Origin of the sequence: Bacteroides sp. 3_1_23, from assembly GCF_000162555.1 — a bacterium.
GTDB classification, from domain to species: Bacteria; Bacteroidota; Bacteroidia; order Bacteroidales; family Bacteroidaceae; genus Bacteroides; species Bacteroides ovatus.
In genome coordinates this window covers 330,024-345,676 of sequence record NZ_GG774954.1, presented here as the reverse complement: position 1 = coordinate 345,676, position 15,653 = coordinate 330,024, and the positions used below count along the sequence as shown (strand labels likewise).

Below are 15,653 nucleotides of genomic sequence, written 5' to 3'. Positions count from 1 at the left end.
GACAAAGTTAATAACTTTTACGTAAAACGGTTAATCCCGGAGTTATTTTTTATACCTTTGTCCATCCATTATTCAATCAGCAACTTAATGAAAAGGATTATACTAATCACAGGAGGACAACGATCCGGTAAAAGTTCGTTTGCGGAAAAAAAAGCGCATGAACTTACTACGTCACCGGTTTACTTGGCCACTGCCAGGATATGGGACGAAGAATTCAGAAAAAGGGTGGAACGCCATCAAAAGAACCGCGGTCCTGAATGGACAAATATAGAAGAAGAAAAAGAATTGAGCCGTCACAATGTAGCGGGCAGAGTCGTAGTGATAGATTGTGTAACTCTTTGGTGCACTAACTTCTTTATGGAGTTTGATTCTAACGTTGCCTCCTCATTGGAAGCCGTCAAAAAAGAATTCGACAAATTTACCCAGCAGGATGCCACTTTCATATTTGTAACTAATGAGATTGGTTGGGGGGGAGTTTCCGAGAACAAACTGCAACGTAAATTCACAGACTTGCAAGGTTGGACCAATCAATATATCGCATCGCATGCCGACGATGTATATCTCATGGCAAGTGGTATTCCCGTAAAAATAAAATAAACATGAAAACGTTTCATATTCAAAAGCCGGATGAAGCTATCAAAGAAGCTCTGATTGACAAAATCAATAATCTGACCAAGCCTAAAGGATCGCTTGGAAGACTGGAAGAAATTGCTTTGCAAATCGGACTGATCCAACAATCCCTTTCTCCACGATTAACTCATCCTCAAAATATAATCTTTGCCGCAGATCATGGCATCGTAGAAGAAAAAGTCAGCCCATCTCCTAAAGAAGTAACCTGGCAACAAATCAGCAACTTTCTTCATGGGGGAGCAGGGATCAATTTCCTGTGCCGACAGCACGGTTTCACTCTTAAAATTGTAGACGCAGGAGTCGATTATGATTTACCTTATGAAAAAGGTATCATTAACATGAAAGTCGGAAGAGGAACACGCAATTTCCTTCATGAAGCAGCCATGACACCTGAAGAGATGGAACTTTGCCTGGAGCATGGTGCCCAATGTGTAGCCACTTCTCACCAGGAAGGCTGCAATATCATTAGCTTCGGTGAAATGGGAATCGGAAATACTTCGTCCTCTTCTCTATGGATGACTTGCTTCACCGGAATCCCATTAGATCAATGTGTAGGTGCAGGAAGCGGACTCAATCACCAGGGAATAAATCACAAATACGAAGTTCTGAAAAGATCTCTCGAACAATATCCGGGAGAGCATTCCGCAGAAGTAATGGCCGTAGGAGCAATGCTCAAAGCTGCCGAACTGGGAATGGTTATTCTAATTGATGGATTTATAATGACCAATTGTATTCTTGCCGCTTCACGCCTTTATCCGGAAGTGATGAGCTATGCCATATTCGGTCATCAGGGAGACGAGAGCGGACATAAGCTATTATTGGACTATCTCGGAGCACGTCCCCTACTCAATCTCGGATTAAGACTTGGAGAAGGAAGCGGTTCCGTTTGTGCCTATCCCATTGTGGATTCCGCTGTGAAAATGCTGAATGAAATGGATTCATTTGCTCATGCTTCCATCACTAAATATTTCTAAAATGAACCAGATACTTGCCGCCCTCATATTCTTTACACGATTGCCTTTCTGGAAAATAAAAGAAGTTCCGCAGGAGTGTTTCAAACACGTTGTCAGTTATTGGAGTTTCAGTGGCTGGCTGACCGGGGGAATGATGGCATTGATTTTCTGGGGAGCCAGTACTATTCTACCTCACGGAGTAGCCGTGATCCTGGCACTGACTTCACGTTTACTTATCACAGGAGCATTGCATGAGGATGGATTGGCCGATTTCTTCGATGGATTCGGAGGTGGGACGAACAGAGAAAGCACGTTACGCATCATGAAAGATTCCCATATCGGAAGCTATGGAGTTTTGGGATTAATCATCTATTATTTATTTGCTTACAATCTACTGGTCGCACTTCCCTTAGCAGTTACTCCTTTCTTATTACTAAGCGGAGATACCTGGAGTAAATTCATTTCTTCCAATATCATCAATTACCTGCCCTATGCACGGAAAGAAGAAGATAGCAAATCCGGAACAGTATATACAAGAATGAGTTTTGGGGAGATCGTAATGTCTGCGATGGGTGGAATACTACCTCTCCTATTACTTCCTCCAAGCTACTGGCCCGTATGTATATTTCCCATTCTGGTATTCTTCTTTATCTGCCGGATGATGAAACGACGTCTGAACGGATATACCGGAGATTGTTGCGGTGCATTATTTCTCCTAAGCGAAATGAGTTTCTGGCTGGGAGCAGTGATGTCTATCTATATAAAATAAGTAAACCTATGAATATTTATCTAATCAGACATACCTCTGTCGACGTTCCTAAAGGTCTTTGTTACGGTCAGTCAGACGTTCCTTTACGTCCTACATTTGAGATAGAAGCAGCCGTAACCAAAGCCAAAATCGAATCCATTCACTTTGATATGGCTTACACCAGTCCTCTATCCAGATGCACCCGTCTGGCACAGTATTGCGGATTCGGAGATGCCATCCGTGACCCAAGAATACTGGAACTTAATTTCGGAGATTGGGAAATGCAGTATTTTGATAAAATCAAAGACCCGAATCTACAGTGCTGGTACGACGATTACTTGAATGTAAAAGCAACCAATGGAGAATCGTTTGCCGATCAGTATAAACGGGTAGCCGCGTTTTTAGACGAAGTCAGACAAAAGGAGGGTGAAAATACGATAGTATTCGCTCATGGCGGCGTATTGATTTGCGCACAGATTTATGCAAAGTTGATTCAACCGGAAGAAGCATTTCAGGCAGTACCTGCCTACGGAGGAGTTTTTCTATATCAAGAGTGCCCGTAAACAAACAGGTGTAGATATCTCTAATAAGTTTGCGATGTCTTTACCCTCACACCCTGTTTAATAATTACTTACTGGAGAATTTTCGGTTGACGGCAGTTCCACTTTATTTCATTACTTGGGACAAAGTGTTTCGCACCGAGAAACGAAATGTTTCAAGTAATGAAACGAAGTGTTTCACACCGAGAAACAAAATGTTTCGCTACTTGAAACTAAGTGTTTACCTATATGAACAAGCCATTATCTGCACAGATTCTGCAAATAACTACATACTTTCAATGGATTTACTATATCCTTATAAACTTCAGGTTTAACCTATCAACCAAATCAAGACGAGACAGGGTGAGAGTAACTGTTTACCCTCACCCTACTCTCACTCTTACCCTCACACCTGTAACTATGATGAATAAGCGGTTTGAGTCAATGGGTGAGAGTGCGAGGGTAAAAAGCATCTCCAAACTTTTTCTGAATCTTTAAGGTGCAGAAATTCTCTGAAGTAATCAGCAGACCGATAAACTTAATCCATTCTGCCTGCCTAAGGGGAGGATACATAAATAGGAATGATTTCGGAGAAAATGCAATAAAAAAAGAAAGAATATCTCCAAAGATACTTATCTTTGCCCCGCAATGTCAATCTTCAGACACCGAAAATTATTTATTCATTTAAAAGATACACGAATAAAGATGAAATCTCCTATTTCAATCCTCACATGGCTATGTCTTCTCTTCCTGGCTAGTTGTATATCCAACAAGAAGACTTCTCTCGAGGCTTTCAAACAGGATGTCTATACACCTGAATATGCTACCGGATTCAAGATTCTGGGTGCGGACAAGGCCGCCAGCACACTTATTCAGGTTTCCAATCCATGGCAGGGAGCCAAGGACGTAAAAGTGTCTTATTTCATTTCACGCAACGGTGAACAGGCACCTGCCGGATTCAACGGACCTACCATCCCTGCCGGAGCGAAACGTATCGTATGTATGGCTTCTTCCTACATCGCCATGTTCGACGCTCTAGGTCAAGTGGACAAAATTGTCGGAGTATCGGGCATCGACTATGTATCCAATCCATATATTCTCGCACATAAAAATTCTATCAAAGACATGGGCCCCGAAATGAATTATGAGTTATTATTGGGACTGAAACCGGATGTTGTCCTGTTATACGGTATCGGAGATGCGCAAACTGCCGTAACAGACAAACTGAAAGAACTGTATATACCTTATATGTATGTAGGAGAATATTTGGAGGAATCACCGCTTGGTAAAGCCGAATGGCTGGTAGCTCTTGCCGAATTAACAGACAGCAGGGAAAAAGGCATCGAAATATTCCGTGAAATCCCTAAACGTTATCAAGTTTTGAAAGCACTCACCGAATCGGTAGAGCAACGTCCTACCGTTATGCTCAATACCCCGTGGAACGACAGTTGGGTGATGCCTTCCACACAAAGTTACATGGCACAATTGGTAACTGATGCAGGTGCGGATTACATCTACAAAGAAAACACTTCTAACAGTTCCACTCCCATCGGACTGGAAACGGCTTACAAACTGATACAAAAAGCCGACTACTGGATTAATGTAGGCATGGCTTCTACGTTGGATGAACTAAAGACGGTCAATCCTAAATTTGTAGACGCCAAAGCTGTACGCGAAAAAACTGTTTACAACAACAATTTACGAACAACACCGACAGGAGGTAATGACTACTGGGAATCTGCAGTGGTACGTCCCGACGTCGTATTGCGTGACCTGATTCATATCTTTCACCCCGAACTCGTATCCGATTCACTTTACTATTACAGACACCTGGAATGAAACAGCCTGATAAACGTACTCCCTTTTTATTCATTACACTGGGTATAGTTACCATACTGTTATTACTGATAGACATGGCAACGGGAGATACATATATTCCTATCACCAAGGTATGGGCTGTACTCACCGGAGGCGAATGTGACGAAATGACACGGAATATTCTCCTTTCTATCCGTTTCATACGGGTAGTGGTAGCGGCTTTGATAGGAATAGCACTCTCCGTTAGCGGTTTACAGATGCAAACAGTATTCCAGAATCCGTTGGCAGATCCTTACCTGCTGGGAGTAAGTTCCGGTGCAGGACTGGGCGTAGCTCTGTTCATACTAGGTGCTCCATTACTTGGATGGGCGGAGTTTCCAATTCTTCAGTCGCTGGGTATCGTAGGTTCGGGCTGGATAGGAACTGCCATAATCTTATTGGGAGTAGCCATTATCAGCCGGAAAGTAAAAAACATTCTCGGTGTGCTGATTATGGGAGTTATGATAGGCTACGTAGCAGGCGCTATCATTCAGATACTCCAATACCTAAGTTCTGCCGAACAACTGAAAATGTTCACACTCTGGTCAATGGGATCTCTTAGCCACATCACAGTCACCCAACTGGGAATTATGATACCGATGTTATGTATCGGTTTACTAATTTCCGTAGCCTGTATCAAATCGCTGAACCTGTTACTGCTCGGTGAGAATTATGCACGAACGATGGGAATGAACATTAAACGTTCACGCACGTTCATCTTCGTTTCTACCGCACTGCTGACAGGAACGGTCACCGCTTTCTGTGGTCCGGTAGGATTTATCGGCCTGGCAGTACCGCATGTCACACGACTGCTATTCAACAATGCCGACCACCGGATACTGGTCCCCGGCACCATGCTGACAGGGCTTATCAGCATGCTTCTCTGCGACATCATCGCCAAGAAGTTCCTACTTCCGGTTAACTGCATCACCGCCTTGCTAGGTGTTCCGGTTATTTTATGGGTAATTGCTAAAAACTTGCGTAGATTCAAATGATAGAACTTAAAGAACTGACATTAGGATATGGACAGCGCACGCTGTTGGAAACGGTAAATGCCCGAATCACAGGCGGACAACTCGTTGCCCTGTTAGGACGTAACGGAACGGGAAAGAGCACCCTGCTCCGTGCTATGATGGGGCTGGAAAAGCCTCAATCAGGAGAGATTACTCTGCAAGGAAAAAACATAGCATCATTGAAACCGGAAAAATTAGCCCGGAATATAAGCTTTGTCACCACCGATAAAGTACGTATCGCTAATCTCCGCTGTAAAGATGTAGTAGCTTTAGGGCGTGCTCCCTATACCAACTGGATCGGCCAACTGCAACCGGAAGACCAAAAGCGGGTGGATGACGCTATGCAGCTAGTCGGTATGTCCGGTTATGCAGAAAAGACAATGGATAAAATGTCCGATGGCGAATGTCAGCGAATTATGATTGCCCGTGCTCTTGCACAGGATACTCCCGTCATCCTGCTTGATGAACCGACCGCCTTCCTGGACTTACCTAACCGCTACGAGCTCTGTTTGCTTTTAAAGAAACTGGCACAGGAAGAAAAAAAATGTGTCTTATTCTCCACTCATGACCTCGACATCGCCTTATCGCTTTGCGACTCCATCATGCTCATAGATAATCCGCAGATGTACACGCTGCCTACTCCGGAAATGGTGGCCAGCGGACATATAGAAAGACTTTTCCGAAATGAATCCGTCACGTTTGATGTGCAGGAGATGAGAGTACGCATCAAATAAACAAACAGATATCCGACAAGAATCAGACTGTGTATAAAATAAATAGGTAGCATTCATTTGGGTTCCTATATAAATTCGCTATCTTTGCCCCGAATTGGTTTCAGATAGCCATATCAACTATCTGAATTAAAAGGGAATCGGGTGTAAATCCCGGACAGTCCCGCTGCTGTGAAACTCCATTCAACTTCTTGATATTTACTTTTACCACTGACCAGGTATCGATAGTCAAGGTCGGGAAGGCATCAGGAAGGGAGTCAGTCAGAAGACCTGCCATTCATACCTTTATAGTTGTTTTTACTCGTGGGATAGGAAAACGGCAGACTGTAAAAAAAGAATCGAGTAGTCATGACATCGGAAATGATTGAAGGAGGATAAATTCTCTCTAGCTAAAATATCAAAAGGACGGCATTAGACCGTCATGCTCAATGTGTGCGTATCCCCGCAGAAGTGATTTCTCCGGGGGTACTTTTAGCTAAACTAAATATCATCATATAATAATCACAATGGAAGTTCTAAGAAATTTATTTGAAGGTTACCCCAATCTTTGGGGCGGCGGAGTGGCACACTCCGTACTGATTCTGTCACTAACCATAGCGTTTGGAATCATCCTTGCAAAAATCAAAGTGCGGGGAGTATCTCTGGGAGTTACCTGGATACTCTTTGTCGGAATCGTATTCGGTCATTTCAACATGAATCTGGACGAACACCTGCTCCACTTTCTAAAAGAATTCGGATTGATTCTGTTTGTTTACTCAATTGGTTTGCAGGTAGGACCCGGCTTTTTTTCAGCATTCAAAAAGGGGGGCTTTACCCTGAATATGCTAGCTATGCTCGTAGTAGTATTAGGAGTAACCATTACTATTATCCTGCACTTCACCACCGGAACTCCGATTACCACAATGGTAGGTATTTTGTCCGGAGCCGTCACCAATACTCCGGGACTGGGAGCCGCACAACAGGCCAACAGTGATTTGAATGGCATAGATGCTCCCGAAATTGCTTTAGGATATGCTGTCAGCTATCCGCTGGGTGTAGTAGGTATCATCCTTTCCCTGCTTGCTTTGAAATATCTCCTTCGCATCAATACTGCTCAAGAAGAAAAAGAAGCAGAAGTCGGTCTGGGACATCTCCAGGAACTTACCGTACGCCCTATCTCCATTGAAGTGAGAAACGAATCGGTAGATGGCATCAGGATTAAAGAACTCCGCCCGTTACTGAACCGTAAGTTTGTCATTTCCCGCATCAAACACCGCGAGGGTGGAGAAACCGAATTGGTCAATTCCGAAACAATTCTACATGTAGGGGATATCATATTAGTGATCTCTACCCCGATTGACGTGGAAGCAATCACTATATTCTTCGGAAAGGAAATCAAAATGGAATGGGAACAACTGAACAAAGAGCTCATTTCACGCCGTATCCTGATTACTAAACCGGAATTGAACGGGAAAACGCTTTCACAACTCAAAATCAGAAATAACTTCGGAGCAAACATCACCCGCGTCAATCGTTCGGGAGTAGACTTGGTAGCCTCTCCACAATTACAGTTACAAATGGGAGACCGTGTCACCATTGTAGGTTCCGAACTGGCTGTTGCCCATGCAGAGAAAGTACTTGGCAACTCCATGAAACGCTTAAATCATCCGAACCTGATTCCTATCTTTATAGGTATCGCTTTAGGATGTATTCTGGGAAGTCTTCCTTTCGCATTTCCCGGAATTCCGCAACCTGTGAAACTAGGATTGGCAGGCGGTCCGCTCATCGTTTCTATCCTGATTAGCCGTTTCGGTCCGAAATACAAGCTGATTACTTATACCACCATGAGTGCCAACCTGATGCTTCGTGAAATCGGTATTTCCATCTTTCTCGCTTGCGTAGGTTTAGGAGCAGGCGAAGGCTTTGTAGACACAGTCATTCATGGCGGAGGATATATATGGGTTGGCTACGGAGTAATCATAACCATCCTGCCACTTCTGATTACGGGATTGATAGGACGGTATTATTGCAAGCTGAATTATTTCACGCTTATCGGAGTTCTGGCTGGTTCTACCACCAATCCGCCGGCATTGGCTTACTCCAATGACCTGACTTCCTGTGATGCGCCTGCCGTCGGCTACGCTACGGTGTATCCGCTCACCATGTTTCTGCGAGTATTGACGGCACAAATATTGATTCTGTCGTTGGGATAACATATTAATATATCCTTTTCCATCCAATTGATCACTAACAAATGGAGAGAATAGGATCAGATGCCGGAATATTTGTTATTGGTCAATGGGATATTTTTTTAGAATAAAACAAACTAATTAATAAAAACTTTCTAACTTTGTGCCGTTAAGGTTTCCTTGAACAACTTTTGCGTTGTTAAGGAATGAAAAGGGAATGCCGTGTAAACCGGCAACAGTACCTGCTGCTGTAAATCTCCGCTCCTTGTAATCAAAGAGCAAAATTGCAACACAAAAGTCACTGGATAGTTTATCTGGGAAGGCGTTGCAAAATGGGATGAGTCAGAAGACCTGCCTTGATGTTCTGATTTACACCTGCGGGATTTCGGGTAGTAGTCAAATAGAAAATAAGCAATTATCTTTTATTTGGTATAATAGCTATATGTCCGTTTGTGTAGATTGAATTCAGATCTGAACAAACGGATTTTTTATACCTATAAAATAAAAGACATGCTTTCTATTCAAGTCCATTCATACAATAAGCATTATATCCATTTACGGTGGATATTATGTTTGATTCTATCTCTATTTACCACATTACCGGCCATTTCCCAGTCCAGGGTTCGGCATCAGACTTCTCTGTCTGATACACTTCTCAAACTCAAAGAAGTTACTATCTACAGCAACCGGATGCAAAAAAAGATGTCTCCTGTACAGATTCTGTCCGGCAAAGAACTTGAGAAGCTCAATGTTTACTCCGTTGCTGATGCTTTGCGCTACTTTTCCGGAGTACAGATAAAAGATTACGGAGGTATTGGAGGACTAAAAACCGTCAATATACGAAGTATGGGCAGTCATCATGTCGGAGTATTTTACGATGGTATTGAATTAGGAAATGCGCAAAATGGAGTCGTCGATCTAGGTCGTTTTTCATTAGATAATATGGAAGTCATTTCACTATATAATGGTCAAAAAAGTGCCATCTTCCAACCTGCCAAAGATTATAGTTCCGCAAGTGCCATATATATGCAGACACGAAAACCCCTATTCAAAGGGGAAAAGAAAAACAATCTGAACATCGGGGTGAAAGGCGGTTCATTCTCTACCATCAATCCGTCACTACTTTGGGAACATCGTTTCAACGAACGAATAAGCAGTTCCATCAGTACGGAGTATATGTATACATCAGGACGATATAAATTCACATACGCCAAGAAAGATGGTTACGACACAACAGCTGTTCGTCAAAATGGAGACGTAAGAATGTTACGTTTGGAGAATGCATTCTTCGGAAAAGTCCCCAAAGGAGAATGGAAAGCCAAAGCATACCTATACAATTCAGAACGAGGATATCCCGGAGCTGCGGTAAGAGAAGAGCCGGGTAAGTTTCGCCATCAGGACCGGCAGTGGGATACCAATCTGTTTGTGCAAGGCTCTTTTCAAAACTATTTTAAGCCTTGGTACAGTCTGCTAGCCAACGGAAAATATGCTTATGACTATCTCCACTATTTATCCGATCCCAGACTGGATGTCACCACCATGTACGTAGACAATCACTACCGACAACAAGAAATCTATGCTTCGGCCGCCCATTTATTCACCATCTATCCCTGGTGGAGTATGTCATTATCCAATGATTTTCAATGGAATACATTACGGGCCGATCTCATAGATTTTGTCTATCCAACCCGTAATACAATCCTGACTTCTGCCGCCACGTCCTTTGATTTCAACCACCTCATGTTGCAGGCGAGCCTGTTATATACTCATGTCGACGACAATACACGTACCAAAGGAGCTAATGCAGGCACCAAAAACAAATACACTCCTTCTGTCATAGCCACCTGGCAACCATTGACCAAGTTCCCTCTGAATGTACGGGCCTTTTATAAAAAAGTCTTTCGCATGCCGACTCTCAATGATTTGTATTATACTTTTATAGGCAATAAGGACTTAAAACCAGAATATACCACCCAATACGATGTGGGTATCACTTTCTCTCACACCTGGAATAACCATTGGCTGAAAAGCCTGGACTTACAAATAGATGGTTACTATAATGAAGTAGATGATAAAATCATTGCCATGCCTACCTCCAACCAGTTCCGTTGGACTATGATTAATCTCGGACATGTGGAAATTCGGGGATTAGACGCAGCCATACGAGGAGAATGGGGCTTCGGAAAGGTGGAACTTAGCACTCTCTTCAATTACACCTATCAAAAGGCACAGGATTTTACCGATCCTACCAGTGAATGGTATGGAGGCCAGATTCCTTATATACCTTGGCATGGAGGTTCCATCATCCTCAATGGAAGTTACCAAACATGGTCCTGTAACTATAGTTTCATTTATACAGGTGAACGTTATGAAGCAGTCGCCAATATCCCGGAGAACTACGCACAGCCCTGGTATACCCACGATTTTTCCCTATCCAAAACTTTTCAATGGGGGAAAACGGGAATACGTGTAACGGCAGAAATTAATAATATCTTCAATCAGCAATATGAAGTAGTGCAATGCTATCCTATGCCCGGTACAAGTTTTAAAATCAAATTAAACGTCATGTTATGAGAATATCTGTTCTATCCATCATTATCTGTTTTGTTCTTCTATCGACTTCTTGTCGCGAAGATGAACGCATTATTCCGTCAACTCCCAACCAAGTTACTCCCGGAGTAAGCGGTACCTCTGTCAAAGGTTTCTTTCTACTCAATGAAGGAAATATGGGAAGCAACAAGGCTACCCTTGATTACTTTGATTACGAAACCGGTATCTATCATAAGAATATCTATGCGGAACGGAACCCGGGAGTCGTACAAGAATTGGGGGATGTGGGAAATGATATCCAAATCTATGGAAATAAGTTATATGCCATCATCAACTGTTCTCATTTCGTAGAAGTGATGAATGTAGAAACAGCAAAACACATCACGCAAATTTCCATACCTAATTGCCGTTATATCGTCTTTAAAGATAAATATGCATACGTCAGTTCGTATGCAGGCCCTGTCAAAATAGATCCCAACGCCAGACTGGGGTATGTAGCACGTGTTGACACTACCACACTGACTGTCAAGGACACCTGTGTGGTCGGCTACCAGCCGGAAGAAATGGTGATTGTGGGCAACAAACTCTATGTAGCCAACTCCGGCGGGTATCGCGTACCTAATTATGACCGTACGGTATCCGTCATCGACTTGAACACATTCAAAGTTATCAAAACCATTGATGTGGGAATCAATTTGCATAGAATGGAATTAGACCAATACGGAAATATTTATGTCTCATCCCGGGGAGATTATTATGACACTTACTCCGAAACATTTGTAATAGATTCCAATACCGATAAAGTAATCGATGAATTACCGCTTCTTCCCAATACAGAAATGGCCATTTGCAGAGATTCACTGTATGTATACAGTACAGAATGGAGTTATTACACCAACAGTTGGACAGTCTCTTACGCTATTTATAATACAAAAACAAAGAAAACTGATACCCGCAATTTTATTACAGATGGTACGGAAAAATCTATCAAGATACCTTATGGAATAGCAATCAATCCGGAAACAGGTGAATTCTTCGTCACCGATGCCAAAGACTATGTGACTCCCGGCACATTATACTGTTTCTCCCGGGATGGAAAAAAGAAATGGTCAGTCATCACGGGGGACATTCCGGCACATATTGCCTTTACAGATAAGAAACTAAAAGAGATTCAATAATTCACAATTCTATTAATAATTAAAAACAAAAGCAATGAAGAAAATTCTATTTTTACTGCTCACTGTCGTTACAGTATGCAGTTGCTACAATGACGATGATCTCTGGGATAAAGTCAATGATCTCGACGGACGAGTAGAAACACTAGAAACAACAGTCAAGAAAATGAACTCTGAAATTACAACTTTACAGAGTTTGGTAGACGCATTAAATCAAGGGAAAGTAATCACCAACACGGAACAGACATCTGATGGCTACACATTAACTTTCAGTGATGGAAGCACCGTATCTATCAAAAATGGAAAGAATGGTACAGATGCTCCTGTGATTGGAGTGAAAGCTGACGAAGACGGAATATATTACTGGACCATTACTACCAACGGTACTACAGAATGGCTGCCGGATGCAACTAACAAGTTAAAAGTGACAGGTACAACTCCAGTTATGGGAGTTGACAGTGACGGATACTGGACCGTTGATACAGGCGAAGGAGCCAAACGTATTAACGGAACAGACGGAAAACCTGTGAAAGCGGAAGGACAAGACGGAGACTCTTTCTTCAAATCTGTTACAGTTAATGACAATCATGTACTAGTTACTCTTGCAGATGGAACGTCGTTCACATTGCCCAAAGGGGAAACATATACATTTGACATTGCCAATAGGGATTATACCTTGTTCTCGTCTAATGAAACAAGGACGTATCTTCTTACAACTGCCAATATAGACGACGCAACATTAATTGCTATTCCGCAAGGATGGACAGCGGTTCTTAATGATAAAGACTTAAGAATCACAGCTCCGGCAGTTTCAGGTGATGATGTCAAAGATGGTGAACTTAAAATACTTGTCACTCCGTCCAAAGCTTTCGGTAAAGTAATAAAAATGCAATTAAGAGCAGTGCGTGAAGCACACTTCTTGACATTCGAGGATGTTGATTATAAAGGTGATGCTAACATGGTAGGAGAAAGAAACTGGTCATCATTAATTGACAGCCAACAATATGGTGGCCCACTACTTTATCCTAAGAATAACCAACTCTATAACTGGAGTGATGCAAACAACACTTTTCTTGCTTCCGAACTTCCTAACGGATGGGGTGATTACCAATACTGGGGTGGCGGACACGCAATTTCCAATTATCTGGATATGGATCTTACTCATGGAGACTTCCAGCACCAACTAGCCGTTTATTATCAGGATGCAAAAACTGGTTTTGGAGGACATAATGGTTCCAAAAACTTCTGCGTACATTACGGCTATGCAGACAATTCCGGATATGCCAACGGTCCATTACCCTATATTTACTTTGGAGACGGAGTTGCTCGTGTAGTTGACCACATGTATGTGACTATGACGACCTACCTAGCCAACTGTGTGGCCAACGGTAACGGTTTGACCGCACCCGCAGGCAAAGATGATTGGGTGAAACTGGTTGCTATCGGTTATGATGAAGATGGAAAAGAAGTAGCTACACGTCCGGAATTTTATTTGGTTGGAGCCGAGGGTAATATACTTGAATGGACAAAATGGGATTTATCCGCATTAGGCAAAGTGGTCAAAATAGACTTTAATGTCACTGGAAGTAATGATAACGGATATGGTTTCAGCCAACCTGCCTATTTTGCTTATGATGATGTAGCAGTGAGATTCTAATGAAACATATTATACTTTTTTTATTTGTTCTGTTAGCATTAATATCATGCGTGAAAGAAGAGGAGGACTCTCCTCTTCTTTCCGCTCCTGTCATTACCTTGAAAGAAGAATCCCCCATCTATAAAACAAAAATTGGTCGGGAGATAACCATCGCTCCCATTTATGAAAATACCGATTCGGAAACGACCTTTAACTGGACAATAGATGGAAAGAGTATCTGTACCACTTCCACCCTGACATTTTCAGCCGATGAAGCAGGCAGGTATTTCATTCTGATTTCTGCCACCAATGCCGGAGGGACAACAGAAAAGGAGATACGTATCGATGTCTTTCAACTTGATGTACCTACTATCTCTATTGCGGATGCCGACAAAGGTTTCAAAGTGCTTCAAGGCTCTGAACTAACCATTACACCTATAGTAGATTCTTTTCTGGAAACCAGTTACTCCTGGCAAATAAACGGTGAAGATATTTCGAGCGAATTAACCTGTACTCTCCCCACAACCGAACTTGGCGAATATCAGGTTCGTTTTGCTACTCACAATGAAGATGGCGATGACGAAGTAACTTTCAAAGTAGAAGTTTGTTCACCGGATCAAGTAGATTTCAACTGGACATTCCTGCAAACGGAATATAACATGTCAGCCGGCAGAACTATCCGTATCAAACCGGTTGACGTGAATAATGCACTGGATGCAGTCTATACATGGACCGTGGACAATGAACAAGTGCAATCCGGAGAAAATGATACTTATCTGTTTACATCCGAGCAGCAGGGAGAACACACGGTAAAGGTCGAAATGAAGAACTCATATATACTCGCTACGCAAACATTAAAAGTCAATGTTTGCCCTCCCGCAGGAACATACCAGCGGAAGATTAGCGCCACAAGTTCTGCGTCAATGAACAGAGTATATGAATATTTACCGGCTCCCGGTCAATTCATCAATGAGAATCATACTACAACAACTATGGCAGAAGCCTGCACCTATGCAGAAGAACGAATCAATCAGACGGCTTATGTTTCCCTAGGCGGATTCGGTGGATACATCATCGTTGGATTCGATCATAGTATCGTGAATGATGGAGATTACAACATTGCTATTACAGGAAACGCTTTTGATGGTTCGTCAGAACCGGGAATTGTATGGGTAATGCAGGACGAAAATGGTGATGGGTTACCTAATGACACTTGGTATGAATTGCGCGGATCCGAATATGGGAAAGCCGAAACCTGGCAGGACTATGCCGTCACCTATCATAAACCAACTGGTATTCAGCTTCCCACCCCATGGACAGACAATCATGGTCAAAGTGGGTCTATTGATTATCTGGGTGCTTTTCACCGGCAAGATTATTATTATCCCGCCTGGGTAAAGGAAAAACAATATACTTTGCGAGGTACTCGCCTGAAAGAGCGTAATTACGATCAATCCGGTAATGGTACTTATTGGGTAAATGATAGTTATGAATGGGGATATGCTGATAATTTCAGCGCCATTGATCGTCTGACAGATGATGACAACTATAATGCCGGACCGTCTGACAATCATTTCAAGATATCCCATGCTGTAACTTTCGACGGTAAGGATGCAAACCTGAAGTACATTGATTTTATCAAAGTACAAGTGG

12 protein-coding genes and 2 riboswitches are annotated in these 15,653 nt (G+C 42.6%); all 12 genes read left to right on the top strand.

Annotation, left to right across the window (positions count from 1 at the left end):
• Positions 1-87: 87 nt before the first annotated feature.
• Positions 88-597 (top strand): bifunctional adenosylcobinamide kinase/adenosylcobinamide-phosphate guanylyltransferase, encoded by a 510-nt coding sequence (gene cobU, locus HMPREF9010_RS07475; RefSeq protein WP_008024847.1) that lies wholly within the window; start codon positions 88-90, stop codon positions 595-597.
• A 2-nt stretch (positions 598-599) separates the two neighbouring features.
• Positions 600-1,604 carry a nicotinate-nucleotide--dimethylbenzimidazole phosphoribosyltransferase gene (cobT, locus tag HMPREF9010_RS07480; protein WP_008650226.1) on the top strand — a complete coding sequence of 335 codons (1,005 nt, stop codon included), beginning with the start codon at positions 600-602 and terminating at the stop codon, positions 1,602-1,604.
• Between the two features lies 1 nt (position 1,605).
• Positions 1,606-2,352 (top strand): adenosylcobinamide-GDP ribazoletransferase, encoded by a 747-nt coding sequence (locus tag HMPREF9010_RS07485; protein WP_008998848.1) that lies wholly within the window; start codon positions 1,606-1,608, stop codon positions 2,350-2,352.
• 8 nt (positions 2,353-2,360) lie between these two features.
• A complete protein-coding gene (gene cobC / locus HMPREF9010_RS07490) occupies positions 2,361-2,894 on the top strand; it encodes an alpha-ribazole phosphatase (protein WP_008650220.1) in 534 nt (177 codons plus the stop codon).
• Positions 2,895-3,575: 681 nt separating this feature from the next.
• Positions 3,576-4,709, top strand: a complete 1,134-nt coding sequence (locus HMPREF9010_RS07495; protein WP_050428294.1) for an ABC transporter substrate-binding protein — start codon at positions 3,576-3,578, stop codon at positions 4,707-4,709.
• Positions 4,706-5,722, top strand: coding sequence for a FecCD family ABC transporter permease (locus tag HMPREF9010_RS07500; protein ID WP_004321883.1), 1,017 nt, complete (start codon positions 4,706-4,708; stop codon positions 5,720-5,722). Before HMPREF9010_RS07495 ends, HMPREF9010_RS07500 begins: the two co-directional genes overlap by 4 nt.
• Positions 5,719-6,474: an ABC transporter ATP-binding protein gene (locus tag HMPREF9010_RS07505; RefSeq protein ID WP_004299412.1), complete on the top strand. Its 756-nt coding sequence runs from the start codon at positions 5,719-5,721 to the stop codon at positions 6,472-6,474. The genes HMPREF9010_RS07500 and HMPREF9010_RS07505 overlap by 4 nt, the downstream gene beginning before the upstream one ends.
• Positions 6,475-6,552: 78 nt before the next feature.
• Positions 6,553-6,764: riboswitch (cobalamin riboswitch) on the top strand.
• Between the two features lie 213 nt (positions 6,765-6,977).
• Positions 6,978-8,663: a putative transporter gene (locus HMPREF9010_RS07510; RefSeq protein ID WP_004312390.1), complete on the top strand. Its 1,686-nt coding sequence runs from the start codon at positions 6,978-6,980 to the stop codon at positions 8,661-8,663.
• A 131-nt stretch (positions 8,664-8,794) separates the two neighbouring features.
• Positions 8,795-9,013: riboswitch (cobalamin riboswitch) on the top strand.
• A 136-nt stretch (positions 9,014-9,149) separates the two neighbouring features.
• The gene (locus tag HMPREF9010_RS07515; RefSeq protein WP_004321885.1) at positions 9,150-11,213 is read left to right on the top strand and encodes a TonB-dependent receptor; all 2,064 of its coding nucleotides are present in this window, start codon (positions 9,150-9,152) and stop codon (positions 11,211-11,213) included.
• Positions 11,210-12,367, top strand: a complete 1,158-nt coding sequence (locus HMPREF9010_RS07520; protein ID WP_004321886.1) for a DUF5074 domain-containing protein — start codon at positions 11,210-11,212, stop codon at positions 12,365-12,367. The genes HMPREF9010_RS07515 and HMPREF9010_RS07520 overlap by 4 nt, the downstream gene beginning before the upstream one ends.
• Before the next feature lie 34 nt (positions 12,368-12,401).
• Positions 12,402-14,021 carry a PL29 family lyase N-terminal domain-containing protein gene (locus HMPREF9010_RS07525; RefSeq protein WP_004312387.1) on the top strand — a complete coding sequence of 540 codons (1,620 nt, stop codon included), beginning with the start codon at positions 12,402-12,404 and terminating at the stop codon, positions 14,019-14,021.
• A partial coding sequence (locus HMPREF9010_RS07530; RefSeq protein ID WP_008650217.1) for a PKD-like domain-containing protein occupies positions 14,021-15,653 on the top strand: 1,633 nt, incomplete at its 3' end. The genes HMPREF9010_RS07525 and HMPREF9010_RS07530, both read left to right, overlap by 1 nt.